The following is a 26095-nucleotide window of genomic DNA, read 5'->3' on the forward strand; positions in this document are numbered from 1 at the left end:
CCCTCGGTCGGGCAGGATGCGTGGGCGTGCTGTGGAGACGAGGAGGTCGCTGTGGTCGAACCTGTCATCGTGGTGATGGGCGTGTCGGGGTGCGGGAAGACGACCGTCGGCGCGCTGACCGCCGACCGGCTCGAAGTCCCGTACGCCGAAGGTGACGACTTCCATCCGCCGGCCAACATCGAGAAGATGGCCGCGGGCATCCCGCTCACCGACGAGGACCGGCTGCCCTGGCTCGACACCGTCGCGGACTGGCTCGCCGAGCACCAGGCGGCCGGCGGGGTCGCGACCTGCTCGGCGTTGCGGCGGGCCTACCGCGACCGCCTGCGCGAGAAGGCGCCGCAGACCTACTTCGTTCACCTGGCCGCCACCCGCGAGGAACTGCTCCGCCGGATGACCGGCCGACTCGGTCACTTCATGCCGACGATCCTGCTGGACTCCCAGCTCGACACCCTCGAACCGCTGCAACCCGACGAAGCGGGTGTCACCCTCAACGCGCTGCAGCCGCCGAGTGCGCTCGTCACCGAGGCCGTCGACTACTGGATCGCCGATCACCGCTGAAGCAGCGGGTGCAGCTCCTCGACCGGGGCCAGCATCAGCATCGCGCCCACGACCAGCGCCGCCAGGCAGACAGCGCTGAAGAACAGCACCCACAGCACCGCGGGCAGATGCGTCAACCGGGCCAGCTGGTCCGCATCGGAGTCCGTCCGCCCCGGTTGCCTGCGACGGCTGCGTTGCAGTTCGAAGACGGGCCGCACCCCGGCGGCGAGCAGGAACCACGCCGCGAGATACGCGAACGCGGCCTGCAGCAGATCGCTGCCGAACCACGACACCCCGAACACCAGTGCGCCGAGCACGAACACGGTGAGCAGCCCGTACACATTGCGCACCTTGATCAGCACCGCGGCCAGCATCACCAGCGTCGCCCACAGCATCACCGTGACCCGGCCCGTTCCCAGCAGTGCCGCGTAGCCGAGCCCGAGCAGCGCCGGCGCCGGATACCCGGCGGCCGCGGTGAGAATCATGCCGGGACCACTCGGTTTGCCGCTCGACACGGTCAGCCCCGACGTGTCGGTGTGCAGGGTGATCGCGTGCAGCCTGCGCCCGGTGAGCAGCGCGACCAACGCGTGCCCACCCTCGTGCGCCACGGTCACCGCGGCGCGGGTCAGCCGCCACAGCGGTCGGTAGCCGACCAGAATCAACGCCACCGCGGCGGTGGCGAGCACCAACCACCAGGCGGGCGCGGGCTGGGGTGCGAGGAGACGATCGAGCAGCGAGCTGGCAGATCCGGTGTTCACCGCCGCACTTTAACCGTCCTCGGGCTCATGCGTCGCCGACCGGGGAACCGGACTGCCGCTGAACTGCCTGCGGTGCCGTCCATTCCGCCACCGGGCCCGTGGCGACCTGCAGCGTGGTAGCAATGGGCATGCAGATGCGCCCTCACCGCTGGACTCCGCCACGCCCCACCGCTCGTGCTCGGCAGACCCAGAGCGATCCGCCGATGCCGCCGACCCGTCTGTTGCCGCTGCCGGGCAACGGCCCGGAGGACGTGGTGGTGCTGCCCGACGGCCGGATCGTCACCGGGACCGACGACGGCGCGATCTGGCGCGTCGATCCGGCCAGTGGTGAGGTCGAGCGGATCGCCGACGCCGGTGGCAGGCCGCTGGGCATGCACGTCGAGGCCGACGGCGCACTACTGATCTGCGTCGCGGGCCGGGGCATCCTCCGGCTGGCCGAGGCGGGCGCGGAACTCGAGGTCGTCGTCGCCGAGCTCGACGGTGTTCCGATCGCGTTCCCCAGCAACGTGATTCGCGACGACGATGGCACGATCTATTTCTCGATCTCGTCGCGGCGGTGGCCGTTCGAGGAGTGGATGACCGACATTCTGGAACATTCCGGCAGCGGAGCGCTGGTCCGCCGCGATCCGGACGGACACCTGGAGGTGCTCGTCGACGGTCTCCAGTTCGCCAACGGCGTGGTACTGGCCCCCGACCGATCCTGTCTGCTGGTCGCCGAGACCGGCGCCTACCGGATCACGCGCTACTGGCTGACCGGTCCGCGCGCGGGCACCACGGACCACGTCGCCGAGAACCTGCCCGGTTCACCCGACAACATGCTGGTCGGCAGTGACGGACTGGTCTGGGTCGGCATCGTCTCCCCACGTAACCCATTGCTGGACAGGCTCTTCCCGCTTCCGGGGATCCTGAGGCGCTTGGTCGACGCGCTGCCGGATCGCCTGACGCCCGCGCCCGTTCGTTCGGTCTGGGTGCTCGCGTTCGATTTCGACGGCACCCTCGTGCACGATCTGCAGCGCGACGGCGCCGACTACGCGCTGGTCACCGCGGTGGCCGAACACAACGGCACCCTCTACCTCGGCAGCCTGTCCGAGCCGGCGATCGCGGTCACCTCGGTCCCGGCGACCTGACCTCAGCGCCGCACGGTGGACGGCACCGGATGGTCCGGCTCGAGCGCGGGCAGCCCGTCGATGCTGGTGGCGTTGTCGCCGGCGATGCGGCGGGCGAAATCGGCATCGGTGCGGCGGGTATGGGCCTCGTCGAGGATCGAGCGTTCCTCGACGAGCTCGAGTTTCGGCACCGACCAGCCACACGAGTCGGCGATCCGGTCGACCGAGATCACCACCGCCGAACGGATTCCGGTGTGGCCGGTGCCGAAATATTCACGCAGCGTGTCGAATTCGTCGGAGTCGGGGCGAACCACCCGGCCCGCGCCGAAGAGTCGCAGGATGCGGGTGGTGCGGGTGAACGAACAGAACATCACGGTGATCCGGCCGTTGTCGCGCAGATGGGCGATCGTTTCCGAGCCGCTGCCGAACAGATCGAGATAGGCGACGGTGTGGTCGTCGAGCACGGCGAAGGTGTCGCGATAGCCCTTGGGGGAGACATTCACGTGGCCGCCGGCCGACGGCGCGGTGCCGATGAAGAACATCGGCTGTTCGGTGATGAATGCCCGCAACTTGTCGTCGATCCGATCGAACACCTTGCCCATGACGCACTCTCTTCGTCCCACCAGTCGGTGGGCTCCCCGCGTCCACTGTATCGACCGGCCGGACCGAGGCCGCCGTTCGGTTCACGGTGAGGGTTACCGCAGACGGCCGCGGCGCCTTGGCCGACGATATCCCTATGACGCAGACCGCACCGAGCCCCACCCACCCCGTACAGCAGCGTTACGCGGACCCGGCCACCGAGATTCCGGCCCAGTGGAATCCGGTGCTCGAAGTGCTGCATGCGCACAAGTCGGTGCGCCGCTACCTTCCGGATCCCGTATCGCCGGACACGATTCGGCTGCTGGTCTCGGCCGCGCAGTCGGCGGCGACCTCGTCGAACCTGCAGGTGTGGAGCGTCATCGAGGTCCGTGATCCGGCGCGCCGGGCCAGGTTGGCCGCGATCGCGGGCGGTCAGGCGCACATCGAGCAGGCGCCCGTGCTGTTGGTCTGGACTGCCGACTTCGCCCGGTTGCGTCAGCTCGCCGACGATCACGGCGCACCGCTGGAGGGTGCCGACTATCTCGAATCCAGCTACGTCGGCTTCGTCGACGCCGCGCTCGCCGCACAGAACGCGGTGGTCGCCGCCGAATCTCTCGGCTTGGGCACCGTCTACATCGGCGCGTTGCGCAACGACCCGGAAGCGGTGGCCGCCGAGCTGAATCTGCCCGACCACGTCTTCGCGGTCTTCGGCCTGGTTGTCGGCCACCCGGACCCGGCGGAGGGCACCAGGGTCAAGCCGCGCCTACCGCAGACGGCGGTGCTGCATCACGAGACCTACGACCTTCCGGTCCAGCGCGAGCCGGTCGCCGAGTACGAACAGCGGATCGGCGAGATCTACACCGATCAGGGCCTGCCGTTCTCGTGGACCGAGCGCACCCTCGCCCGGCTGGCCTCGGCGGCCTCCCTCAACGGCCGCCACCGGTTGCGGGAGTCCTTGGCCGCCAGGGGATTCCGACTGCGCTGAGCGAAGCGCTCAGCCGTCGATCGCCTTCTTGGTCAGGTCGAGCGAGCGGATGCGGGCGTCGAGGTCGTAGACGAGGGTGTTGAGCATGAGCTCGTCGGGAGAGGTGGCGTCGAGCAGTTGTGCGGCTTGGGCGCGGACCGTCTCCGGCGAGCCCTGCAGCTGCGCGGCCCGGCGCTGCGCCGCGAAGTGGCGTTCGGCGTCGGTGCCGGGGAAGCCCGCGGCCTGCTCCGGGGTGGCCAGTGCCTGGGGGCGGCCCGAGCGCAGGTTGGCGAAGGCGAGATCGCGGGGTGCGGCGAGGCGGTCTGCCTCGGCATCGGTGTCGGCGCAGATCGCGGAGGCGGCCACGATCGTGTACGGCTCGCTCAGGGTCTGTGACGGCCGGAAGTTGTCGCGGTAGAGCGTCAGCGCGGCGACGGTGTTGTCGGGGGCGATGTGATGGGCGAACGCGAACGGCAGACCCAGCACCGCGGCGACCTGCGCGCTGTAGCCGCTCGAGCCGAGCAGCCACACCTGCGGTTCCGCGTCGAGGCCGGGGCTTGCCACGATCCCGCTCGGATCGGCGCCACGGAAGAAGCCGATCAGCGCGGTGAGTTCCTGGGGAAACGCGTCACCACCGAGTCCTTCGGCACTGCGGCGCAGTGCGCGCGCGGTGACCGGATCGGTGCCGGGGGCGCGGCCGATCCCGAGATCGATCCGTCCGGGATGCAGCGACTCGAGTGTGCCGAACTGTTCGGCGACCACCAGCGGCGGATGGTTCGGCAACATCACCCCGCCCGAACCGACCCTGATCCGCGAGGTGGACGCGGCCAGATGCGCCAGCACCACCGCCGGCGCCGCACTGGCGATGCCGGGCATGTTGTGGTGCTCGGCCACCCAGAATCGGCGAAAGCCCTGCTCTTCGGCGTGCTGTGCGAAGCGGGTCGTCGCGTGCAACGCGTCACCGGCCGTCGCATCCGATTGCACCGGTGCCAGATCCAGAACCGACAGCGTGACGGCGCTCATGAGCCTCCTCGAGTTGTGTACTACCCCTATGGAGGCCAACCCGCGCCGGACCGCCGGTATTTCCGCGCACCGGTGGTGGTGACACCGGCCACGGTTGCGGGGCGGTAGCGTGCACGACTGATCGACGCGACGGAAGGACTGCTCCATGTCAGCCGATGGCTCCGGCCTATCCACCGACGCCCCCGTGGCGTCCGCCCCTACGGCCGAATCGGAGGGATACGAGCGCGGCCTGAACCCGCGCACCATCCAGATGATCGCCATCGGCGGTGCGATCGGCACCGGGCTGTTCTACGGCTCCGGCGCGGCGATCGAGCAGGCGGGTCCGTCGCTGATCCTGGCCTATCTCGCCGCCGGGCTCGCGATCTTCGTCATCATGCGCGCGCTCGGTGAGCTGCTGACCTACCGCCCGGTGTCGGGCAGTTTCGCCGAATACGCGCACGAGTTCCTCGGCCGGTTCGCCGGGTTCGCGACCGGCTGGTCGTACTGGGCGGTGTGGGTGTCGACCTGCATGGCCGAGATCACGGTGGCCGGCCACTACGTCCAGTACTGGTTCGATATCCCGCAGTGGGTGACCGCGCTGGTCGTGCTCGCGGTGCTGTTCACCGCGAACTTGATCTCGGTGCGAGTCTTCGGTGAGGGCGAGTTCTGGTTCTCGGCCATCAAGGTGACCGCGATCCTGGCGATGATCTTGATCGGCATCGGTGTGCTGGTGTTCGGCTTCGGCCACGCCGCCGATCCCACGGTGACCAACCTGTGGGCCGACGGCGGCATGTTCCCGCACGGTTTCGGTCAGACCCTGCTCGTGTTGCAGATCGTCGTGTTCGCCTACGTCGGTGTCGAACTGGTCGGCGTGACAGCGGGAGAAGCTCGCGACCCCGAGACCACGCTGCGCAAGGCGATCAACACCCTGCCGTTCCGGATCGGTCTGTTCTACGTCGGTGCGCTCGTGGTGATCATGTCGGTGGCGAGCTGGCGCAGTTTCCACGCCGGGCGCAGCCCGTTCGTCGAGGTCTTCGAGCAGATCGGCATCCCCGCCGCCGCGGGCATCATCAACTTCGTGCTGCTCACCGCGGCACTCTCATCGTGCAATTCGGGCATCTACTCCACCGGCCGGATGCTGCGCAGCCTCGCGTTGCGTGACGAAGCGCCCGCGAAGTTCGCGATCTTGAGCAAGCAGTCGGTGCCGTTCACCGGCATCTGCGCCTCGGCGGGTGCGATGGTCATCGGGGTGGTCGTCAACGCGATCTCGCCGGACAAGGCCTTCGCCTACATCACCTCGGTGAGTACCGTCGGGATCATCGTCGTGTGGAGCGTGATCCTGGTGTGCCACATCAAGTATCGCGCCAAGGTTCGGGCGGGCGAGCTGCCCGGCAGCGACTACCGGCTGCCCGGCGCTCCCGTCACCACGTGGGCCGCGCTGAGTTTCCTCGGGTTGGTCGTGGTGCTGTTGCTGTGGACCGATGGCGGGCGCACCGCGCTGGTCGTCGGTGCGGTCTGGGCGGCACTGGTCTGCGCGGGCTACTACGCCTTCGGCCGCCGCGACGCAATACACACCGGATAGCTCCGTTTGCTGGAAAGCCGCTGGCAGAGAGCCATTTTCTGTCGTACCCCCTCGGTATCGTCGAAGTGTCACACAACCAGCCCGGACGCGAGTGTGGCCGGGCGGTGCGAGAACGGGGGCACACGAGATGAGTGACGAGAACCGCGGCGAGCTGCGGCCGCCACGCCAGCACGGAACCACCTGGCGGGAATCGGAATACCGGATACTGGCCGACGATCTGCGCGCGGGCGCCGATCTGGCCCGCACGGCGATCACGGTCGGGCGTACCGAATCGGCGGTGCGCGCCGCGCTGCGCAACTTCGTACCGCCGGAGGAACGGGTACCGACCGCCGAACGGGAGCGCTGGATCCGCACACGCCTTGTCGCCGAACCGGAATGGGACTGGTGGGCGGTGGTGATCGACCATCACCGCCGCTCCCGCAGCGGTCTGTGGTTCACCCGCCACGAGCACTGCGCCCGCATCGGCTGGCGCAGGCGCACCCCCATGCCCGCGCTGGCCCAGGAACTGGCCACCTCGGAACTGTCGGTCGCCGAGCTGCTGCGTGCGCTGGGGCTGGTCGAGAGCATCGAGGAAGCCGCCGACCGACTCGGCGCCACCCCGGGCCTCGCCCTGGCCAAACGGGTCACCGCCCGCCGCGACGAAGCCGTGGGCGCCCGCTGGATCCTGGTCGTCGACGGCGCCGCGGGCACCACCCGGCCCCGCAACGCGCCGGTCCGGCGCCAGCTGTCCCTGCACGAGACCCGCGCCGACGCCGAAGCCGAACGCGACCGAATCCTGTCCTGGCACACCCGAATCGGCCCCGAAGATCCCGGCTCACCCGTCTGGTGGACCATCGCCGAACGCGGCCTCGGCGCAACGGTCGGCCACACCCGTTGCGGCACGCACGATCCCACCGCGACCGGTGGCCGAATCCGCGCCGAAGCGCTGACGGTCGGCGACATCATCCGCGTCCCGGTCCCCGACGGCGGCTTCCTCCAGGACCGCATCACCGCGCTCACCCAACCCGCCGCGGGCGCGTCGATCGTCGTGGACTTGGCACCGGTCGCCAACTCCCGCGTCCGTCGCGTCGTCGAATTCGCCTCCGATGAAATCGTCGACGTGGTGCGCAGATCGGAGGAACGCTCGGCATAGCGGGCGCGACAGCCGAGTCCGGTCATGGCGGCGGCGAACCTCGGCACGGTGAAACCCGCGGTCCGGCGCGGGTTCATTCGTGTCCGTGATCGGCGCTCACCGGGGTGAATTCGGGCCCAGGACCGTGCGGATCACCTCGGTGCGCAGCGGTAGATCGAACTCGCCGTCGGCGGTCTCCGGTGTCGCACGCAGGTAGTCGAGGATCCGGCCGAGCACTTCGGCTCGTTCTTGCGCGGAGATGACCACGGTGTGTGAATTGGTGCCGATGGACGCGGTCAGTGATTCGGCGGTCCGCCGCTGGCTGTGCGCGAACTCGGCGTACTCGAACGGCGCGAACAGTGGGTGCGCGGGCAGCGCGTCATCGGACGACGACGGTGGAAACGACGCGGACGAGCGCGAGACCTCCTGCAGTCCCGCGACCCACTCGACCTTGTTGTCGTCGTTGTTCCAGAATGCGGCGAACGCCCCCTCCGCGCGCAGCACCCGCGCGATCTCGGGAAACGCCCGCGCTTGATCGAACCAGTGGAACGCCTGCCCGGCGAGCACCGCGTCCACCGATCCATCGGCCAGCGGAATCGCTTCCGCCGTACCGGAAAGCGCCGTCACTGCGGGAAAGTGACGAACGAGTTCGGCCCGCATCGCCTCATCGGGTTCCACCGCGATCACCTCGACCCCCGCGGCGAGCAAACCGCCGGTGAGCTTGCCTGTCCCCGCTCCCAAATCCAGCACAACAACCCCCGCCTTTTTCGCGACCGCCTCCAGCGCCCACCGAATCCCCGCCTCCGGATAGTCCGGCCGATGCTCGGCGTAGACGGCTGCCTGCGCGCCGAACGAGCCCGCCCGCCGTTTCCGGCGCTGGACCTCGTCCGCGGTCTGATCCTCAGAATTCCCGATTCCCACCATGGTAGGAAGCTACAGATCGCCGTCGCGCTGCGGAATGATCGAGCGGGTGGTGAATCTTATTGGGGTGCAGAGAGAATAGCGACCATGGATTGGACCAATGTGGCGGTTGCCTCGATCACGGTTGTCGGCACGCTCGGGGGCGGCGTCGTGACCCAGGTTTTCGCGATTCGCAGCAAGCGAATCGATGCGAAGGTACAGCGCGACAATCGAGCGGAGGAACTGCGGGAGCTCACCCGGAAAGAGGCCACCGACGAGAAGCGGGCGGTCTACGCGGATCTCAACACCACGGCGCATTCCTGCCGAACGGCGATCCGGCACTATCTCGACGAGAAAAGCGGCGGGCGTACCCCTGATCTCGCCAAGTTCGACACTGCGCGGGAGGCGTTGCGCGACAGCTATTCCCGTGCGCAGATGGTGGTGTCGGATCGAGCACTCGATTTTGCGTCGGAGGTCAATCGCTGCCTCGACATCGCCCATCGCACAGCGCTCCAGTTGGACGAGAACGACGCCGTGGAGGTCGCGGCACTCTATCGCTTCCTGGACGAGTCAGTGGGCTTCGGTGTCCGCCTGCTGCGTCGAGCGATCCGCGAGGACCTCGGGATCGAACCCGGGGCCGATGCCGATCTCGGCGGCCGTCTCGTCTCTCTCAGGGAAATGCGCCACGAGTTCGTCGGGAGGCAACGGCCCGACGTGCCCGCCCAACAGCTCGACCACCTCGGTTGAGGTTCGCCGACCGACGCTGGTCGCGATACCCAGACCACCTCGATGCCTGCGGATACGCGCGGCCGCGGCACATCGAGGGCGAGGTCGTGGTCGACATCGCGCGGTGATCACGGCGCGCTGACCGTCGCGGAGACGTGGCCGCGGCCCGGCATGGTCGCGGCGGCGACGAGCATGACGACAGCCATGGCCAGCATCGCGAGGAAGACCAGGTGGATGCCGTGGGCGAGTTCGCCGGGTGCGGGATGGTCGGGGTTGTGGATGCCGGCGTTGACGATGGCGCCGAACACCGCGACGCCCAGTGCGCTGCCGAGAGAACGGGCGAACATGTTGGCGGAGGTGACCACGCCGCGTTCGTGCCATTCGGCGCTGGCCTGAGCGGCGATGAGGGTGGGGGAGGCGACCAGGCCCATCCCGCAGCCGATGAGGAAGCAGGAGGCCGCGATCTGCCACGGGCTCGACTGCGGGTCGACGAGCAGCGTGGTCGCGCAGCCGAGCGCGGCGATCGTGCTGCCGACGACGCCGCTGATGCGGAATCCCCAGCGCAGGTACAGCCTGCCGGACAGGGTCGCGGCGAGCGGCCAGCCGAGCGTGAGCCCACCCACGGTGAGCCCGGCCACCAGTGCGGTGGTCCCGAGCACCCCCTGGGCGAAAGTCGGCACGTACGAGGTCAATCCGAGGATGACGGCGCCGACCAGCAAGGAGACCGTGCAGCTCGCGATCACCACGCGCCGGGTGAAGATCCACAGCGGCAGAATCGGGTTGGCCGTCCGCAGCTCGACCACCACGAACAGCGCCAGCACCGTCATGCTGCCCACGAACAAGGTGAGCGAGACCGGTGAGGTCCACTCCCAGGCCTGACCACCTTCGAGCAGGGCGAGGATCAGGGCGCCCGCACCGACGGTGAGCAGGATCGCACCGAGGTAGTCGATGCGCTGGGTGCGGCGCACCGCCGATTCGGTGAAGTGGCGCACCAACATCCAGGCCGCGACCGCGCACAGCGGAAGGTTGATCAGGAAGATCCACCGCCAGCTCAGATGGTCGGCGAACAAGCCGCCCAGCAGCGGGCCGAGCACGGCCGAACTCGCCCACACCCCGGCCAGATACCCCTGGACCTTGGCGCGTTCGGCCAGTGTGTACAGATCACCGGCGATCACCATCGTCATCGGCTGGATCGCGCCCGCTCCGATGCCCTGGATCGCCCGGAAGGCGATGAGCGCCACCATGCTCGTGGCCAGCCCGCACAGCAGCGACCCCACCGCGAACGCCGCGATCCCGAACAGGATCACCGGCTTGCGCCCGACCATGTCGGCGAGCTTGCCGTAGATCGGCACCGTCACGGCCTGCGCGAGAAGGTAGATGGAGAACAGCCACGGGAACATCGCGAACCCGCCGAGAGTGTCGGTGATGGTGAGCACCGCTGTGGCGATGATGGTCGAGTCGAGGGCCACCAGCCCGGTGGAGAGCATGAGCGAGGCCAGGATCGGACCTCGTTCGGAACGCAGACCGACAGCCGGGCTCACGGTATCGGTAGCCACCGAGGTCCTTTCGTTGCATCGACTAACCACTCGGTTCAAGGTATCCGGGGCGCAACCGTTTCCGCGCGGCATTTTCCGAGGGTGTGACGCGATCGGTGTGGGGCGGGTCTTCAGTCGGCGGCGAACCTCGCGGCGATGTCGGCCGCGGTGACCTTGGCCAGTTCCACGAAGAACGGCACCCGCTCGTCGATCATCAGCGTCGCGGGTCCGCGCATGCCCAGAGCGAAGCGGCAGCGACCCTGGCTGTCGAGGATCGGCAGGCCGATGGTCCGGAATCCTGGGTCGAGTTCGCGATCGTTGAACGCATAGCCGCGTTCGCGCGTGGTGATCAGTTCCGCGCGCAGTTCCTCGGGGCTCGACACCGAACGCTCGGTGCCCTCTTCGTAAGGCAGCGCACGCAATTCGTCATCGCTGGCATCCGACCATGCCAGCAGCGCTTTGCCGAGTGCGCTGGCGTGCAGCGGAAGTCGCACACCCTGGAGCTTGTGCCCGTCGCTCTCGCGCCAACGGCTGGTGCCCAGCAGGACCGCGTGGATGCCGTGGCGGGTGGCCACCGACCCGGTCGCTCCGGTGGTGGCGGCCAGTTGCTCGAGGTAGGGCTCGGCAAGGTAGATCCGATGTTGGCGATAGGCGATCTGACCGTATTCGGCCAGTGCTCCGCCCATGCGGTAGCGACTGGACTCGGCGTCCTTCTCCAGGAACCCGGCCTGCACGAGCGCACCGAGCAGACGGTGGGTGGTGCTGATCGCCAGGCCCTGGGCACGGGCGACTTCCGAGACCCCACGCTCCTCGCCGCCGCGGAAGCAGTCGAGTACCGAGAGGGCCCTGGTCACGGTCTGCACGCTGGAGGTCTCCACAGAGCCGACGGTAACACAGGTGTTCGAGCGCTCGACCGCCCAATTTCCGCTATGTGGAAAACAAGAGTCCGGAAACCTCGGTTATGTGCCATAGAACGACAAGTCCACCGCTGTCAAGCTTTCCGATCCGTGGAAAGGCATACCTCGTTCGAGACCACACCCGCTCCTACGCTGCGAAGGCATCAACCCCCAGCCCCGAACAGGAGCCCCGATGTCCCGCAGGCTGCCGGCCTTCTCGCGGATCGCCCTCGCGATCGTCCCCGTCGTAGCCCTCGTCGCGGCGTGTGGCTCCGGCTCCACGCCGGAACAGGGGGCGCAAGCCTCGTTCGTTCTCAAGGTCACCGATCCGGGCAACAGCGGCCCGCTCGCCGTCGGCAAGCGCGACGGCACCTTCGACGCCGCACTCGCCCCGCTGGGCGCCAAGATCGAATGGGTCAGCACCACGCCGGGTTTCAGCTCCATGCTGAAGCTGTTCAACACCAGCGAACTCGATGTCTCCGGCGCCGCGTTCAGCCCCGTCGTCGGCGCGCTGTCCAAGGACGTCGGCGTGAAGATCGTCGCCGTGGCCGACCCGGCGGGTCAGGATCAGAGCGGCATCGTGGTGACCCCGGACTCGGGCGTGACCACCGTGGCAGGCCTGGTGGGCAAGCGGATCGCGGTGAATCCCGCGGGCAAGGGCGAGTACATCACGCTCAAAGCGCTCGCCCAGGCGGGCATTCCGGCCGACAAGGTGACCCGGGTGCCCCTGCAGCAGAAGGACGCCGCTTCGGCCTTCGCGACCGGCAAGGTCGACGCGTGGGCGTCGTTCCTGGTGCCCTACCAGGAGGCCAAGGCCGCGGGCGCCAAGGAGATCGCCACCGAGAAGTCCGTCGGCTCCAAGGACAACACCGTGGTGGTGTTCCGCACCGAAGTTCTCGACAAGCGCCCCGATATCGCCGCGAAGTACCTGGAAGTACTGCAGGGACTCACCGCGAAGCAGAAGGCCGCGCCCGCAGACTTCGAGAACGTCTTCGAGAAGTCCGGCCCGCGTGCGCTCACCGGTGACCGGCTCGCCGACGCCGTCCGGGTCGGCGGCGAGGTCACCGTGCCCCGCCTGCCCGCCGAATCCGATGCCATCGACCTGGCCGACGTGGTGAACACCTTCGCCGACAACGGCGTCATCTCCCGCCGGATCACCGCCGCCGACATCTTCTACGACCTGAAATCCAAGCTCACCCCGGACCAGCTCGCCGCGCTGAAGGGCAAGTGAGATGAGCACCCTCGCCTTGGCCCCGCCCCGGGCGCGCGTCGCCCGGCAGCGGCCGCGATGGTTGTCACTCGGCCTGCGCGCTGTTCTACCCGCCGCGATCGTGCTGGTCTGGTGGGTGGGTTCGGCGAGCGGCGCGATCTCGCCGCGGGTGATCGCGGGCCCCGGCGCGGTCTGGTCGGCGTTCGTCGAACTGTTCGACAGCGGCCAGCTGGTGGATTTCGCGCTCGCCTCGTTCGGGCGCGCGGCCGCCGGGGTCGCGATCGGCGTAGGGGTCGGGCTGGTGCTCGGCCTGCTGTCGGGGTTGTCCAGCCTCGGGGAGGAACTGGTCGACTCGACCATGCAGATCGTGCGGGCGGTGCCGTTTCTGGCGCTGGTTCCGCTGTTCATCGCCTGGTTCGGGATCGACGAGCTGTACAAGATCCTGCTCATCGCGGTGGCGACGACGGCGCCGATGTATGCCTACACCTATCTCGGTGTGCGCAATGTCGACCGCAAGATGGTCGAGGCGGCACGCAGTTTCGGGCTCACCGGCGCCCGGCTGGTGGTCGAGGTGATCGTGCCCGCCGCGCTGCCCGGGATCCTGATGGCGCTGCGGGTGTGCCTGTCGATCAGCATCACCGCGCTCATCGCCGCCGAGCAGGTCGGCACCCAGCAGGGCGTCGGCTACCTGGTGACCCTCGCTCAGGAATACAACCGCACCGACTACATGGTGCTGTGCGTCGTGCTCTACGCGCTGCTCGGTCTGGTGTTCGACGCACTCGTGCGGCTCGCGGAACGCTACGCGATGCCCTGGCGGAAGCAGGTGGCGATCCGATGACGACGACAACAGCCGCGCCGGTCCCCGTCGAGACCGAAGCTCGGGCCCCGGTAGCGGTATCGATCACCGGTCTGCGTAAGGCGTTCGGCGAGAAGACAGTTCTCGACGGAGTCGACCTGACCATCCGCCGCGGCGAGTTCGTGGTGCTGCTCGGCCCGAGCGGCACCGGCAAGACCACTCTGCTGCGTCTGCTCACCGGGCTCGAAACCCCCGATGCCGGTGAGGTATTGGTGCCTGCCCGACGCACGACGGTCTATCAGGAACCCCGGCTGATCCCGTCGAAGCGGGTACTGGCCAACGTCATCGTCGGCCTGCGGCGCGGCAAGCCGCAACGCGAAGCCGGTCTGCGCGCACTGAACGAAGTCCACCTCGACGGCAAAGCCGGTCAGTGGCCCGCCACCCTGTCCGGTGGTGAAGCCCAGCGCGCCGCACTCGCCAGGGCGCTGGTGCGCGAACCGGAGCTGCTGCTGCTCGACGAACCGTTCGCGGCACTGGACGCCCTCACCCGGCTCCAGATGCAGGACCTGGTCGGCGATCTCGTCGCCCGGCACCGGCCCGCCGTCCTCATGGTCACCCACGACGTCGACGAGGCGATCCGCCTCGCCGATCGGGTGATCATCCTCGACCACGGCCGTTTCGCCGTCGACGAGGTCATCGATCTACCCCACCCGCGTGATCACGCGGCACCCGAAACCCTCGGGTACCGCACGCAATTCCTCGCCCAGCTCGGCGTCGGACCACACACCAGGAGCCTGCCATGACCGAAACCCTGTGGTACACCCGCTGCCCCGTGCCGACCGCGAGCGGTCTCGCGCACAGCCTCGGCTGGCTCGGCGAGACCGCCGCCAGCGCAGGCCTCGAGTTCGGCGTTCTCCAGGACGCGGGCCCCGAGCTCGCCGGCCACCACTTCTCCCACGACCTGTCGGGCCTGATCCGGGAGGGCGGCAATGTGCCCGCCCTGGCCGCTCGCGCGCAGGGTTCGCCCACCCGCCTGATCGGGCTCACCTGGATCGACGAGTCCCAGGCGATCCTGGTCGGCCCCGAATCGCCGGTCGCCGACGCGGCGGGCCTGGCCGGTCTGCGCGTCGGTGTGCCCGCGTGGGCGCAGGATCAGGCGCGCAGCTTCCCGCGCGCGATGGCACTGCACGGCTTCGCCAACGCGCTGCGCCCCGCCGGGCTGACCCTGGCCGATGTCCGGGTCGTCGAGCTCGATGTCGAGCGGGACCCGCAGGTGCGCACCGCGATCCAGAGCGCACGGCGCTCGACGACGTGGGGTGTGGAGGAACTCCTCGACGGCAAGGTCGACGCCATCTACGTCAAGGGCGCCCGCGCCCAGGAAGTAGCCAAGGAGAACGGGCTGCGCGTCGCGGTCGATCTCGACGCCTCGGCCACCAAGCACCTGCGGGTCAACAACGGCACTCCGCGCCCGATCACCGTGCACGCGGACCTGCTGGAATCCCGGCCCGAGGTCGTCGTCGGCTTCCTCGCGCAGAGCCTGCGCGCCGCCGATTGGGCCGCCGGTGATCTCGACGGGGTCCGCGCGGTGTTGCAGCGCGAAACGCTGTCCGGTCCCGACGGCGTCGCCGCGGCCTACGGTGACGAGTTCCATCGCGGCCTGCATCCCTCGCTCACCGCCGAACGCGTCGAACTACTCGGCGTGCAGAAGCAGTTCCTCTACACCCACGGCTTCCTGGCCGCCGATTTCGATCTCGAATCCTGGGTCGCCCCCGAGCCGTTGGCTCGCGCGCGGGAACTCGTCGCCGCCGAGCGGGTGCCCGCATGACCGAGTTCGTGTGGCGGCTGCCCAGCCGCGGCGACGGTCGGCGCGCCGATCCGGGTCTGCGCGGTCGCGGAGGCTTCGGCCTGCCGACACCTCCGCTCGAGACCACCGACGTGCGTCCGGGTCGCTTCGGTCCGTTCGACGATCTCGCCCAGATCGTCGACGCCGCCGAACTGAACGGGTTCGACGGTGTGCTCGCGCCCTACGACCCGCTCGGCGAGGAGTCCTGGATCGTGGCGGCCGCCGCCCTGCGCGCCACCCGCTATACCCGGGTGACGGTCGAATTCCAGCCCGCTTTCGGCACACCGGTGTACGCGGCCAAGGTGTCGGCGACCCTGCAGCGGCACTCGGCGGGCCGATTGAACTGGCGGCTGGCTGTCGACACCGACGCCGCCGAGGCCCGCTCGCGCGGCGATCGCGTCACCGGCGACGAACGCTACGACCGCGCCGCGGAATTCCTCACCGTCGCGCGTGGGGTCTGGAACGAGAACGAGATCAGCGCAGCGGGATTCGCGGGCACCGGTTTCGACTACGCGGGCCGGTACTACGACGTCATCGACGGGGGATTCCGCGGCATCCTGTCCGGTCTGCCGTTCCCGACCGTCCACCTGAGCGGCACGTCACCCGCCGCGCTGGCCTTGTCGGCCGCGCACGGCGATGTCCATCTCTTCGCCGATCGGGCCGACGGAATCGCCTCCGCCGTCACCGAACTGGAGGAGCGAGCCGCCGCGGCGCGACGCCGGGTACGGGTCGGTCTGGAGCTGCCGATCATCGCCAGGGAGACCGAGGACGAAGCCTGGGCCAGGGTCCACCGCCAGTGGGACGAGCTCGACCGCCCCGATACCGCCGCCGACCACGCGCTGGGTGATGGACGCTGGGCGGGGTTCGACGCCTTCGGCTACGACCAGAGCATCGGCCTGGTCGGCAGTTACGAGCAGGTGGCACACCAACTCTCGGCCTACGAGATCGCCGGAGTGCGGACCTTCGTGCTGGCCGGCCACCCGAACATCGAGGAAATCCACCGCGCGGGCGAACACCTGCTGTTCCTCGCCGACCCGGCAGGCCGCACCCTCCCCACCGCGCAGGAGCTCACCGCATGACCATCGACGTCTACTGGCGCATCGGCATGGAAGGCGACCACGCCTCCCTGCGCACCCCGCGCCGCTACAACCGGGGCAACGCGGGCGGCTACGGGCCCGGAAATATCGCACCGGCCATCCGCGACGGCGCACTCGATCAGTACAGCTATCTCGACCATGTCGCCGCGGTCGCCAAGGCCTCGGAATCGGCGGGCTTCCTCGGCGGGCTGCTGCCCTCGTTCCCGGTGACCGACGACCCGTGGGCCGTGGCCGCCGCACTCGCCGCCGAGACCACCACCTACCGCTTCATGGTGGCGTTCCAGCCCGGCTTCCTCCATCCCGTGCAGGCGGCCAGGATGTCGGCGAGTCTGCAACGCGCCACCGGCGGGCGACTCGTCTACAACATCATCAGCGGTGGCGGCGGACCGGCCCAATTGTGGTGGGGCGACAAGGTTTCCCATGACGACCGCTACGCGCGAACGAGCGAATTCCTCGACGTGCTGCGCGGGGTCTGGGACGGCGAATCCTTCGACCACGACGGCCGTTTCTTCGGCACCGAGGGCGCCGCACTGCCACCGGGTCTGGCCGGACAGCCTTTCCCCGAGGTGTACTTCTCCGGCTCCTCGGGTGCCGCCGTCGCCGCGGCGGGCCGCCACGCCGACTACTACCTGTCCTGGCTCGAGCCCTACGCCGACCTGCGCGCCAAGTTCGACGGTGTCCGCCGCAACGCCGAAACCACCGGCCGCACGCCCAAGTTCGCGGTCCGCATCGACATCGTCGCCCGCCACACCGAGGAAGCGGCCTGGGCCGAGATCGAGAAGGGCTGGGCCTTCGTCGACCGCGACGCCGCCAACCGCGCCGCCCAGGGCGACTCCGTCGGGGCGGCCCGGATCAAGGGCTGGGTGCCCGAAACCATCACCGGATACCGCGATCTGGAAGTCCAGCCCAACGTCTGGTGCGGATTCAGCCTGATCCGCGGCGGCCCGGCCTTCGGCCTGGTCGGCAGCTACGAGCAGGTCGCCCAGCGGCTCGACGAACTGATCGACCTCGGCGTCGACGCCTTCATCCTCGCGGGCAACCCGCACCTGGAAGAGGCCTACCGGGTCGGCGAGGAAGTACTGCCACTGCTGGGCCGTTCCCGGCTCACCACCCCGTCCACCGACACCGTCCTCGCGACGGCCCGATAACGCAGGAGCAACCTTGACCACCACCGAAACCCGTCTGCCGGAGGCCGTCACCGCCTTCGTCGATGCGGTCACCCGCGACGCCGTCACCGCGTTCCGGGTATTCCGGGAGACCGGCACCGTCACCGGCAACGGCACCGTCAACTTCGTCGAGCGCGTACCCGGCGAGGAGATCGCCGTCGCTCTCAACGAGCCGGGCCCGTGGGCCGACGACCGGACCGTCGCGCCCGTCGTCGCCACCTTCGACGGAGAAGTGCTGTCCGGCAAGGGATCCGCCGGATTCGTCACCGGTTACGCGAAGGTGTTCCGCGCGCACCCCGAGATCACCTCCGTCGTCCACATCCACACCCCATGGCTCGGCGGCTGGGCACAGACCCACCGCACCCTGCCGATTCGCTACGCCGCCTCGCAGCGACTCACCTTGTCGCGCGAGATCCCGCCGCACATCGACCGCACGGTCGGTGCGGGCGACTTCATTCTCGGCCGCCTCGAGGTCGACCCGCACCTGGTCGCGATCTTCGAGGCCAACGGTGGCGCGAACGTGATCGGTCGCGCCGGTCTGCTGGAACTGGCGAAGTTCGTCGTGCTGCTCGAGGAGGGCGCGCAGTATCAGGCGATCGCCGAAACCCTCGGCGGCTCGGTCGAATTCGATCCGTCGAATCTCGCGGTGCAGTGGCAGCGCAGCGGTCTGGCCGACGAGGCCCGCCGTCTCGGCCTGATCGGAGACGCGCGATGAGTGGTATCAGGGTCGGCTACTTCCCGCACAACAATTCGCTGTTCGTCCTGCGTCATCGCGGGATCCTGGAACGGTCGCTGCCCGAGGTCGAATGGGTCGATCTGCGTGCGCTGCCGCAGCCCGAGCGAGTCGATCCCACCACCGCGCTGCCGAGCGAACACTCGGACTGGTTGTTCACCGAGGGCGGCTACGACATCATCGGCACCGGGTTCACCCCGCCGATCACCGCGCTCGCCAACCAGCGCGACATCGTCTATCTCGGTATCTCGGGCCCGCGTGTGGAGAACGGCAGGCTGGTCGCGACCGCGGCGAGCGGCATCACCTCCGCCGCGGATCTGAAAGGCAAGCGGGTCGGGATCGCGCACGGCTCGTGGCAGACCACCCTGTTGCTGTTCGCCCTCGACCAGGCCGGTCTCAGCTGGGCCGACGTCGAACCGGTCGATGTCGACGTGCGCGGGGGCGGCGCCGCGCTGCTGGCCGGTGACCTCGACGCCTGGGTCGGTACCTACCCCGGTCTTCAGGACGTGGAGGCGGCCACCGAGCTCACCACGCTGGTCGACACCGCCTCGGTCTTCAGCCACCCGTCGCTGTGGTTCACCCGTCGCGACCTGGCCGAAAGCAACCGCGCCGCAGTGGAAGCGGTGCTGGCCGCACTCCAGGAGTCCGACGCCTGGATCGCCGCGAACCCCCGTGAGGCGGCCCAGTACTTCGTCGACGACGCACAGGCACGCGGCATCCCCGCCGACCTGGATGCCTGGGAAGCAGCCCTGCGCGGCCGTCCGTTCGGCGTGCATCCGGTGAGCGAGGATTTCCTCGACGAACAGCAACGCGCCGCCGACCTCCTCGCGGCCAACGGGCTGCTCCCGCGCACGGTCGAGGTGCGGTCGGCCGTGCTGCCGTGGATCGGTGAGGTGATCAGCGACCAGTCCGCTGCCACCGTCTGAGCCCGGAACGCTCGGGTGATCGAACCGATCACCCGAGCATCGCGTTCAGTCGCGCCGCGACCCCGTGACCCACACCGGCCCGGTGAGCAGCCAGATCACGGTGATCACACCGAGGCTGCCGAACACCCCCATCAACTGTTCGCGTTGGGCGGCATCGGCGACGGTGTAGCTCAACGCCAGGGTGAGCGCGCCGGCGATAGCCGCCGCACCGAGCCAGCGGGAGAAATCGGCCCATTCCTTGCGGGTGCGTTCCGGCCCGTACTTCGGGATCTTCACCGGGACCGGTCCACCGGCGAAGCGGTGGGCGAATCGCTCGTCGGCCCACCGGATCATCCGGCCACCGAACATCACCGTGCAGCCCAGATAGATCCCGGCGACACGATGGGCGAAGGTCACCTCGCCACCACGGTGGAGGTCGATCGCCACCGCGACCACCAGCACCACATCCAGGACCGGCACCAGAGCCAGCGCCACGGTGCTCGCACGCGGCACCCGGATCACATAGCGCAGCAGCAATCCGCCGACCACCAGCACCCAGAAACCGACTTCGCACGCGGCGATCGTCAGCAGTACGGGGTTGCTCAGTTCGTTCATTCCCCCACTGTGCCGGGCACGTCGGTCCGCCGTCGTCCCGCTTGTGGTCCGCCGGCGGTCCGTCTTTCGGGGGACCCGGCCCGTGCGGACGATGTGCTGAAATGGGGCATGCCCACGTCCCGCACGCTCCTGAGCCGGCTCGCGGACGTTTTCGACAGCTCGACCGCGGCCGCCGTCGGGGTGTTCCTGGTGGGCTTGCTGTTGTGGGCGGCGGGTGGCTGGGCGGTCGTGGTCGACCACGACCTGTATCCACCACCGGCGAAAATGGCGCTGCTGTGCGCGGCGTTCGCGATCCAGCTGACCGCGCAGCGCAGGCCCGCGCTCGCCTTCGGCCTGATGGTCGCGCTGCTGGCCGGCGACTTCGTGTTGGGTCCGTCGCTGCCGCTGTGGATCGCGCTGACCGACGTGATCTTCCTGGCGGTCAGCACCGGATCGGATCGGCTGGGCGCGGTGGTCGGCTGGTTCTCGGTGACGGTGACCCTGGGCGGGTCGCTGCTGGCGCTCACCGTGTTCGGCGTCAGAGCGGCCTTCTACACCGGCTTGATCGGCGTCGCGCTCACGTGGTCGCCGCTCGGTTACGCCCGCGCGGTGCGGGCCTCGCGCCGCACGGTCGACGCCGAACGGGCCGCGGCCCGCGCCGAACTCGCCGCCCGCGACGCCGAACGGTCCGCGGCGATCGGCGAGGAGCGCCGGCGCTTGGCCCGTGACCTGCACGACGCGGTGGCAGGCCACGTTTCCGCCGTCGCGATCCTCGCCGAAGTCGCCCTCAAGGACCCCGCCAACACCGCGGTGCTGGCGACGATCCGCTCGAGCAGTCTGGCCGCGGTCGAGGAGATGCGCACGACCATCGAACTGCTCACCGCGCCCGACGACACCGCCGTGACCACGCGACTGGCCTCCCTCGACGGCTTGATCGACGCGGCCGAGGCGGCCGGCGGCTCGGTGACATTGCGCCGGCCCGCCGACCTCGAACTGTCCACCGCGGTCGAGGCCGTCCTCACCCGGATCCTGAGCGAGACTCTCGCCAACGCGACCAAACACGCCCCCGGCGCACCCCTGGATATCGAATTGCACCGCGATGCGACACGATTGGTGGTGACCGCGATGAATCCGATCCCACCCGGCATTCCGGTAGGGCAGGGAAACGGACTGCGCAACATGATGTTTCGCGCGGAATCAGTCGAGGGCACCATCACCGCGGGCGCACAGGACGGCACCTGGCGGGTGTGCGCGCGAATTCCCCTGGGAGACAAGTGACAGTCACAGTGCTGGTGGCCGACGACCACGCCACCATCCGCGCGGGTCTGCGGATGCTGCTCGAAGTGTCCGGTGAGGTGCGGGTGATCGGTGAAGCGGCCGACGGCGCCGCCGCGGTCCGCCAAGCCAAGGCCCTGAGCCCCGATGTGGTGCTGATGGACGTGCGGATGCCGCGCGTCGACGGGCTGGAGGCGACCGCCGCCGTCGTCGCGCAGACCAGCGCGAAAGTGCTGGTCCTCACCACCTTCGCCCTCGATGAATACGTCCTCGGCGCGCTCTCGGCCGGTGCGAGCGGATTCCTGCTCAAGTCCGTCGGTGGCGACGACCTGGTCAGTGCCGTACTGGCGGTGGCCGAAGGAGACGCGGTCCTCGACCCGAAGGTGACGCGCGCGGTGATCGCGGCGCTGCCTCGCGCGGCCGATGTCGCGCCACCGCCCGATCTGTCCGCGCTCACCGACCGCGAGCGACAGGTACTCGCCGGTCTGGGCGCCGGTCTGTCCAATATCCAGATCGGTACCCGCCTGCGCATCGGCGAGGCCACGGTGAAAACGCATGTTTCCCGGGTGCTGAGCAAGCTCGGTGTGCAGTCGCGCGTGCAGGCGGCGGTGATCGCATCGCAGTCCGGTCTCGATCTGCCCTGATCGCGATCGGGTCTCAAACCGACGATGTCCCGGTACCGCGTCGGGTACCGGGACATCGGGTCGGAACAGGGCTCAGCGTGCAGGTTGCGGGTCGGACTGTTCCGGACGGATCCGGCGTGATTCAAACCAATAGGTCAGGGAAACGGTGGCGTAAGAAGCCAGGACCACTGCTGCGGTTACCAGAAGAAACGCGACGAACAAGGGAATCAGGAAAGCCATGGTGCCCTCCTCGCGGTACGGTAGTCGTGCGATGAAGGTGGTGGTCAGCGCCTCGTCGCGCCGAATCTGAACGAGCCCCGCACGTTCGATAGTAGGGGCACGGCGCGACGCGGGCACGGATCCGCGGCTGTGACTGCGGTCATGGTTTACGCGGAGTGTCGCCCACGTCACCGAACCGCCCATGAGGTTGAATGTTCAACATATCTGGGTTCTACCGCGTCACGAGTTCTCGACATCGGCTTCACCACGAACAACCGACGAAGGAGCACCGATCGTGAGCATGATCCTGGCCGCAGTGCATGACACCTATAACGTCGTTGTCGCCCAGGTGGGCAATCCCACGCCGGAAGCGCCGCCGATGGCCGACAAGGTGATGCAGTTGGGCCGGTATTTCACCTGGATGATCCTGTTGTCCGGCGTCACCGCCATCACCTACGGCGGCGGCCGCTTCGCCTGGGAGAAGTGGAACGGCGGCGGCCTGCAATCGCCGAAGATGATCGCCAGCGCCATGGCGGGCGGCGCGGTCGCCACCAGCGCGGGCACGATCATGAACGCGGTCATCGGGGCCTGATCATCGGCCCCGCTACTGTCGGGGTTGTGCGTATCTTTCTCGCGGGCGCCACGGGCGTCATCGGATCACGGTTGCTGCCGCTGCTGGTCGGCGCCGGTCACGAGGTGGCCGGCCTGACCCGTTCCCCGAGTAAAGCGGCGGCGGTCCGCGCCACCGGAGCCACCGCGGTGGTCCACGACGTCTACGACGCCGACGGCCTCACCACCGCGGTGCTCGACTTCACCCCTGACCTGGTCATGCACCAGCTCACCGACCTCCCCGACGAGGTGGCGCTCCTGGCCGGCTCCGGCGAGGCGAACTCCCGCATCCGTACCGAGGGCACCGCGAATCTGCTCGCGGCCGCCGCGGCGGCCGGAGCGAAACGCTTTCTCGCCCAGAGCATCGCCTGGACGCTGCCGGCGGGCCGTGGTGACGCCATCGCGACCCACGAATCCGCCGTCCTCGCCGCGGGCGGCGTCGTTCTGCGTTACGGCCAGTTCTACGGTCCCGGAACGTACTACGAGTCCACCCCACCGGCGCACCCGCGCATCCACGTCGACACCGCCGCCGCGCGCACGCTCGAGCTGCTCGAAGCGCCGACCGGCATCGTGGTCGTGGTCGATCCGGAGTAGAGGCGCCGCCCCGAATAGGGAACAGTGAGGGGATGGCTGTTGACGTAGACACCCTGCACGACGACGACGATCTGCACGCCGCGGGCGCGCTGTTCCGGGCGGCGATGGTGGGATTGCCGCCGCTGCCACCAGATCGTGACCATCTGTCCGAACCGGGCCGCACGCTGGGCGCTCGCATCGATGGTCGGCTGGTCGGCACCGCGGAGTCCTACACCAGCTGGCTGGTCGTTCCCGGTGGCGCGCGCGTCTCACACGCCGCAGTCACCCATGTCGGCGTGCTACCCACGCACACCCGGCGCGGAGTGCTCACCGCCCTGCTGCGCCGACAGCTCGACGACATCGCCGAGCGGGGCGAAGTGGTGGCGACCCTGCGCGCGTCCGAGGGCTCGATCTACGAGCGTTTCGGGTACGGCGTGGCGAGTTCGTTCGCGCGCCTGGACCTGCACCGAGGTCGAGCCCGCCTGCGTGACACGGTCCCGCCGTCCGGTCCGGTGCGGTTCGTCGAACCGGCCGACGCGTGGAAGCTGTTCCCGCAGATCTACGCGACCGCCGCGATCGCCTGGACCGGCGCGATCGATCGGCCCGGCTACTGGTGGAAGGGCAAGGAACGTGCCGCGGCCGAACCGGTGTACACCGTGACGCACGGGCCGGCCGGCGCCGAGGACGGGTTCGCGCGCTATCACCCGGTCGACACCGCGAACTGGTTTACCAGCCGCGAACGCACGATCGTCGTCGACGATCTCGTCGCGACCACCCCGCAGGCCTACCTCGGTGTGATCCGGCACCTGCTCTCGGTCGATCTCGTCGACAAGGTGAGTTTCGCGTTCGCGCCGGTGGACGCGCCGCTGCGGCATCTGTTCACCGATGAACGCGCGGTCGGCGTCGCGGGGGTGCACGACGAAACCTGGCTGCGCCTGGTCGATGTCCCCACCGCACTCGCCCGCCGGACCTATCGCGACGCGCCGCCGGTGATCGTCGAGGTCGAGGACGCGATCCGCACCGCCAACACCGGCCGGTACCGGATCGGCGCCGAGCAGGTGCTCAGAGTCGATGACCCCGCCGATGTCACCGTCGACGTCGCGACCCTCGGCGCGATCTACCTCGGCGGGTCGACCTGGCGCCAGCTCGCCCTCGCCGGTCGTGTCGTCGAGCACCGAGCGGGTGCCGTCGACGCCGCCGACCACCTTTTCGCCACTCCCACAATGCCTTTCAGTGGGACCTACTTCTGATCGGCGTCGCTCGTCCGGTCAGGGCCGGAAGAGCCGACCGGCGGGCGGCAGTGGGCCCAGGGTGCCGGAGATCTGGGCGACCAGCTGCCACGGACGATCGAGGTCGGTGCTCGCTTTGCCGTTGGTCAGAATGGCACCCGACAGGCCACGATCGGGGTCGGCCCAGCCGTACTGAGTGGTGAGACCGCTGCGACCGAAGTGCGACCCGGTGTCGCGGCCGAACTTGGACCGGCGGGCGCCGAGCTCGAATCCGGCGCGGCTGACGCGACCGGCCAGCCCGAGCATGCGGTCGGCGGGGGCGATCGCGTCGCGCAACGTACCGGCCCCGATGATTCTCGTGCCGTCCAATTCGCCACCACGCGCGAGGATTTCGTAGAAGCGGGAGAGTTCGTAGGCGGTGGTGACCAGGTTGCCGGAGGGGAGTTCGGCGGCCAGGAAAGCGTCATTGGTCGCCTTCGACGCCTTGTCCAGATGACCGCCCAGGGCCTTGTTCGCCAGGAATCGGGCCAGGCGCGGTTGGGGTGGGCCGGTCTTGACGCTCGGCACGACCTTGTCGACATCGGCGGGATCGACGCCGAAGTTGTTCCAGCGGAAGCCCAGTGGGGTCAGCACCTGTTCGGCGAGGTGTTCGCGCATCCGCTTGCCGGTGGCGCGCTGGACCAGCAGGCGCTGGATCAACCCGCTGGTCAGCGCATGGTAGACGCGAAAACGGCCGGGCGCCCAGCTCGGCACCAGGTCGGTGAGAGCGGCGAGGGCGAGTTCCTCGTCGAGGACCGCCGCGGTTCCGCTGTGCGGTGCGGTGATGAACGGAATACCCGCCGAATGCGACAGCACATCGCCGACGGTGATCACGCCTTTGCGGTGGGCCGCGAACTCGGGAATGTAGTCGGCCACCCGGTCTTCCAGCCCGAACGCGCCCTGTTCGATGAGCATGAACATCAGCGTGGCGGCGACGCCCTTCGCGGTGGAGAACCCGCAGAACAGCGTCTCCGGCGTCGCCAGGATCTTCTCGGCATCCGGGCTGTCGCTCGGTGCGTTGCCCCAGCCGTGCCCGATCGTCCGGTTCAGCACGATCCCGCCGTTGCGGCGCAGACACACCTGGATGGCGGGCGTCGTGCCCATCGCGTACCACCTGCGCACCGACGCCCAGATCGCCTCGACGTCGGCCCGCGAGGACCCGACGTCGGCCGGATCGTCCTCGTGGCCGATCGTCGTCACCGCGTCCAGGTTGTCGGTGACCCTCACCAGGGTGGCAGGAAGTGCGCTCATCGGGCCAGCCTACCGACGGTGACCTGTGATAATCCTGAGCGCGCTGTCGGGTGAACGGTGGCACAGCGACGTCGCCGGGTCCGCGAAACCCGGCGTGCGACGACCGGGATCATCGGTCTCGGCCGCCCGGTCACCGAGGTACTCCTCGGCGGTCGACCGCTGCGCGCCGGACCCGCCGCCACCCGCCCGCAGCAGCGACGATCGTGGCGCATTCGCGCTGCGGCACCGCCCCGGCGA

28 protein-coding genes are annotated in these 26095 nt (G+C 69.1%); 19 read left to right on the forward strand and 9 right to left on the reverse strand.

The features are described 5' to 3' along the window. Nucleotides 1-75 precede the first annotated feature (75 nt). Entirely contained in the window at nt 76-558 is a 483-nt protein-coding gene (locus ACFVVI_RS26735; protein ID WP_378990022.1) for a gluconokinase, read from the forward strand. Here the strand turns inward: ACFVVI_RS26735 and ACFVVI_RS26740 are convergent. Beyond that, a complete protein-coding gene (locus tag ACFVVI_RS26740; protein WP_378631064.1) occupies nt 549-1295 on the reverse strand; it encodes a M50 family metallopeptidase in 747 nt (248 codons plus the stop codon). The two genes, ACFVVI_RS26735 and ACFVVI_RS26740, sit on opposite strands and share 10 nt — an antisense overlap. A 203-nt stretch (nt 1296-1498) precedes the next feature. Here ACFVVI_RS26740 and ACFVVI_RS26745 point away from each other — a divergent pair, with 203 nt between their 5' ends. After that, nucleotides 1499-2422, forward strand: a complete 924-nt coding sequence (locus ACFVVI_RS26745; protein ID WP_387447358.1) for an SMP-30/gluconolactonase/LRE family protein — start codon at nt 1499-1501, stop codon at nt 2420-2422. Between the two features lie 2 nt (nt 2423-2424). Here ACFVVI_RS26745 and ACFVVI_RS26750 read toward each other — a convergent pair whose 3' ends face one another. After that, nucleotides 2425-3003, reverse strand: coding sequence for a pyridoxamine 5'-phosphate oxidase family protein (locus ACFVVI_RS26750; protein ID WP_387447359.1), 579 nt, complete (start codon nt 3001-3003; stop codon nt 2425-2427). A gap of 134 nt (nt 3004-3137) precedes the next feature. Between ACFVVI_RS26750 and ACFVVI_RS26755 the strand changes: the two genes are divergently transcribed. Continuing rightward, the gene (locus ACFVVI_RS26755) at nt 3138-3965 is read left to right on the forward strand and encodes an NADPH-dependent oxidoreductase (protein WP_378989944.1); all 828 of its coding nucleotides are present in this window, start codon (nt 3138-3140) and stop codon (nt 3963-3965) included. 9 nt (nt 3966-3974) lie between these two features. Here the strand turns inward: ACFVVI_RS26755 and ACFVVI_RS26760 are convergent, their stop codons facing one another. Beyond that, nucleotides 3975-4967 carry an LLM class flavin-dependent oxidoreductase gene (locus ACFVVI_RS26760; RefSeq protein ID WP_378989945.1) on the reverse strand — a complete coding sequence of 331 codons (993 nt, stop codon included), beginning with the start codon at nt 4965-4967 and terminating at the stop codon, nt 3975-3977. Nucleotides 4968-5112: 145 nt separating this feature from the next. Between ACFVVI_RS26760 and ACFVVI_RS26765 the strand changes: the two genes are divergently transcribed. Both ACFVVI_RS26765 and ACFVVI_RS26770 read left to right on the forward strand, forming a co-directional pair. Beyond that, nucleotides 5113-6528, forward strand: a complete 1416-nt coding sequence (locus ACFVVI_RS26765) for an amino acid permease (RefSeq protein ID WP_387447360.1) — start codon at nt 5113-5115, stop codon at nt 6526-6528. 127 nt (nt 6529-6655) lie between these two features. After that, on the forward strand, nt 6656-7660 hold the full coding sequence (locus ACFVVI_RS26770; RefSeq protein WP_387447361.1) for a hypothetical protein: 1005 nt from the start codon (nt 6656-6658) through the stop codon (nt 7658-7660). A gap of 96 nt (nt 7661-7756) precedes the next feature. Here the strand turns inward: ACFVVI_RS26770 and ACFVVI_RS26775 are convergent, their stop codons facing one another. Further along, a complete protein-coding gene (locus ACFVVI_RS26775) occupies nt 7757-8389 on the reverse strand; it encodes a class I SAM-dependent methyltransferase (RefSeq protein ID WP_387447362.1) in 633 nt (210 codons plus the stop codon). Nucleotides 8390-8458: 69 nt separating this feature from the next. Between ACFVVI_RS26775 and ACFVVI_RS26780 the strand changes: the two genes are divergently transcribed. Beyond that, entirely contained in the window at nt 8459-9286 is an 828-nt protein-coding gene (locus ACFVVI_RS26780) for a hypothetical protein (RefSeq protein ID WP_387447363.1), read from the forward strand. Nucleotides 9287-9393: 107 nt separating this feature from the next. On the opposite strand, the gene ACFVVI_RS26785 is transcribed toward ACFVVI_RS26780, so the two are convergent. Both ACFVVI_RS26785 and ACFVVI_RS26790 read right to left on the reverse strand, forming a co-directional pair. Continuing rightward, a complete protein-coding gene (locus tag ACFVVI_RS26785; protein WP_387447364.1) occupies nt 9394-10821 on the reverse strand; it encodes an MDR family MFS transporter in 1428 nt (475 codons plus the stop codon). A 110-nt stretch (nt 10822-10931) separates the two neighbouring features. Beyond that, a complete protein-coding gene (locus tag ACFVVI_RS26790) occupies nt 10932-11678 on the reverse strand; it encodes an IclR family transcriptional regulator (protein WP_379314271.1) in 747 nt (248 codons plus the stop codon). A gap of 211 nt (nt 11679-11889) precedes the next feature. On the opposite strand from ACFVVI_RS26790, the gene ACFVVI_RS26795 reads away from it, so the two are divergent. From ACFVVI_RS26795 to ACFVVI_RS26830, 8 genes are read left to right on the forward strand one after another with little or no spacing between them, the layout of a single operon-like run. Then, nucleotides 11890-12927, forward strand: coding sequence for an NrtA/SsuA/CpmA family ABC transporter substrate-binding protein (locus ACFVVI_RS26795; RefSeq protein ID WP_378989952.1), 1038 nt, complete (start codon nt 11890-11892; stop codon nt 12925-12927). A gap of 1 nt (nt 12928) precedes the next feature. After that, the gene (locus tag ACFVVI_RS26800) at nt 12929-13744 is read left to right on the forward strand and encodes an ABC transporter permease (protein ID WP_378989953.1); all 816 of its coding nucleotides are present in this window, start codon (nt 12929-12931) and stop codon (nt 13742-13744) included. After that, the gene (locus ACFVVI_RS26805; protein WP_387447365.1) at nt 13741-14505 is read left to right on the forward strand and encodes an ABC transporter ATP-binding protein; all 765 of its coding nucleotides are present in this window, start codon (nt 13741-13743) and stop codon (nt 14503-14505) included. Before ACFVVI_RS26800 ends, ACFVVI_RS26805 begins: the two co-directional genes overlap by 4 nt. Continuing rightward, nucleotides 14502-15527: an ABC transporter substrate-binding protein gene (locus tag ACFVVI_RS26810; protein ID WP_387447366.1), complete on the forward strand. Its 1026-nt coding sequence runs from the start codon at nt 14502-14504 to the stop codon at nt 15525-15527. The genes ACFVVI_RS26805 and ACFVVI_RS26810 overlap by 4 nt, the downstream gene beginning before the upstream one ends. Further along, a complete protein-coding gene (locus tag ACFVVI_RS26815; protein WP_387447367.1) occupies nt 15524-16624 on the forward strand; it encodes an LLM class flavin-dependent oxidoreductase in 1101 nt (366 codons plus the stop codon). Before ACFVVI_RS26810 ends, ACFVVI_RS26815 begins: the two co-directional genes overlap by 4 nt. Continuing rightward, nucleotides 16621-17790, forward strand: coding sequence for an LLM class flavin-dependent oxidoreductase (locus tag ACFVVI_RS26820; protein WP_378989957.1), 1170 nt, complete (start codon nt 16621-16623; stop codon nt 17788-17790). The genes ACFVVI_RS26815 and ACFVVI_RS26820 overlap by 4 nt, the downstream gene beginning before the upstream one ends. Nucleotides 17791-17803: 13 nt before the next feature. Next, complete coding sequence (locus ACFVVI_RS26825; RefSeq protein ID WP_387447368.1) at nt 17804-18523, forward strand: class II aldolase/adducin family protein; 720 nt, start codon at nt 17804-17806, stop codon at nt 18521-18523. Beyond that, nucleotides 18520-19467 (forward strand): ABC transporter substrate-binding protein, encoded by a 948-nt coding sequence (locus ACFVVI_RS26830; RefSeq protein WP_387447369.1) that lies wholly within the window; start codon nt 18520-18522, stop codon nt 19465-19467. Before ACFVVI_RS26825 ends, ACFVVI_RS26830 begins: the two co-directional genes overlap by 4 nt. A 45-nt stretch (nt 19468-19512) precedes the next feature. On the opposite strand, the gene ACFVVI_RS26835 is transcribed toward ACFVVI_RS26830, so the two are convergent. Continuing rightward, a complete protein-coding gene (locus ACFVVI_RS26835) occupies nt 19513-20061 on the reverse strand; it encodes a hypothetical protein (RefSeq protein WP_378989961.1) in 549 nt (182 codons plus the stop codon). Between the two features lie 108 nt (nt 20062-20169). On the opposite strand from ACFVVI_RS26835, the gene ACFVVI_RS26840 reads away from it, so the two are divergent. Both ACFVVI_RS26840 and ACFVVI_RS26845 read left to right on the forward strand, forming a co-directional pair. Continuing rightward, nucleotides 20170-21318: a sensor histidine kinase gene (locus ACFVVI_RS26840; protein ID WP_378989962.1), complete on the forward strand. Its 1149-nt coding sequence runs from the start codon at nt 20170-20172 to the stop codon at nt 21316-21318. Next, nucleotides 21315-21959, forward strand: coding sequence for a response regulator (locus tag ACFVVI_RS26845; RefSeq protein WP_378989963.1), 645 nt, complete (start codon nt 21315-21317; stop codon nt 21957-21959). Before ACFVVI_RS26840 ends, ACFVVI_RS26845 begins: the two co-directional genes overlap by 4 nt. Before the next feature lie 72 nt (nt 21960-22031). On the opposite strand, the gene ACFVVI_RS26850 is transcribed toward ACFVVI_RS26845, so the two are convergent. Beyond that, nucleotides 22032-22178, reverse strand: a complete 147-nt coding sequence (locus tag ACFVVI_RS26850) for a hypothetical protein (RefSeq protein WP_378989965.1) — start codon at nt 22176-22178, stop codon at nt 22032-22034. A 280-nt stretch (nt 22179-22458) separates the two neighbouring features. Between ACFVVI_RS26850 and ACFVVI_RS26855 the strand changes: the two genes are divergently transcribed. From ACFVVI_RS26855 to ACFVVI_RS26865, 3 genes are read left to right on the forward strand one after another with little or no spacing between them, the layout of a single operon-like run. After that, nucleotides 22459-22749 (forward strand): hypothetical protein, encoded by a 291-nt coding sequence (locus tag ACFVVI_RS26855; protein WP_211300305.1) that lies wholly within the window; start codon nt 22459-22461, stop codon nt 22747-22749. A 26-nt stretch (nt 22750-22775) separates the two neighbouring features. Then, the gene (locus ACFVVI_RS26860; protein WP_387447370.1) at nt 22776-23360 is read left to right on the forward strand and encodes an NAD-dependent epimerase/dehydratase family protein; all 585 of its coding nucleotides are present in this window, start codon (nt 22776-22778) and stop codon (nt 23358-23360) included. 32 nt (nt 23361-23392) lie between these two features. Further along, complete coding sequence (locus ACFVVI_RS26865; protein WP_387447371.1) at nt 23393-24589, forward strand: GNAT family N-acetyltransferase; 1197 nt, start codon at nt 23393-23395, stop codon at nt 24587-24589. Between the two features lie 18 nt (nt 24590-24607). On the opposite strand, the gene ACFVVI_RS26870 is transcribed toward ACFVVI_RS26865, so the two are convergent. Further along, on the reverse strand, nt 24608-25858 hold the full coding sequence (locus tag ACFVVI_RS26870; protein WP_387447372.1) for a serine hydrolase domain-containing protein: 1251 nt from the start codon (nt 25856-25858) through the stop codon (nt 24608-24610). Nucleotides 25859-26095 lie beyond the last annotated feature (237 nt).

It is taken from the genome of Nocardia sp. NPDC058114, assembly GCF_042884695.1.
GTDB lineage: Bacteria > Actinomycetota > Actinomycetes > Mycobacteriales > Mycobacteriaceae > Nocardia.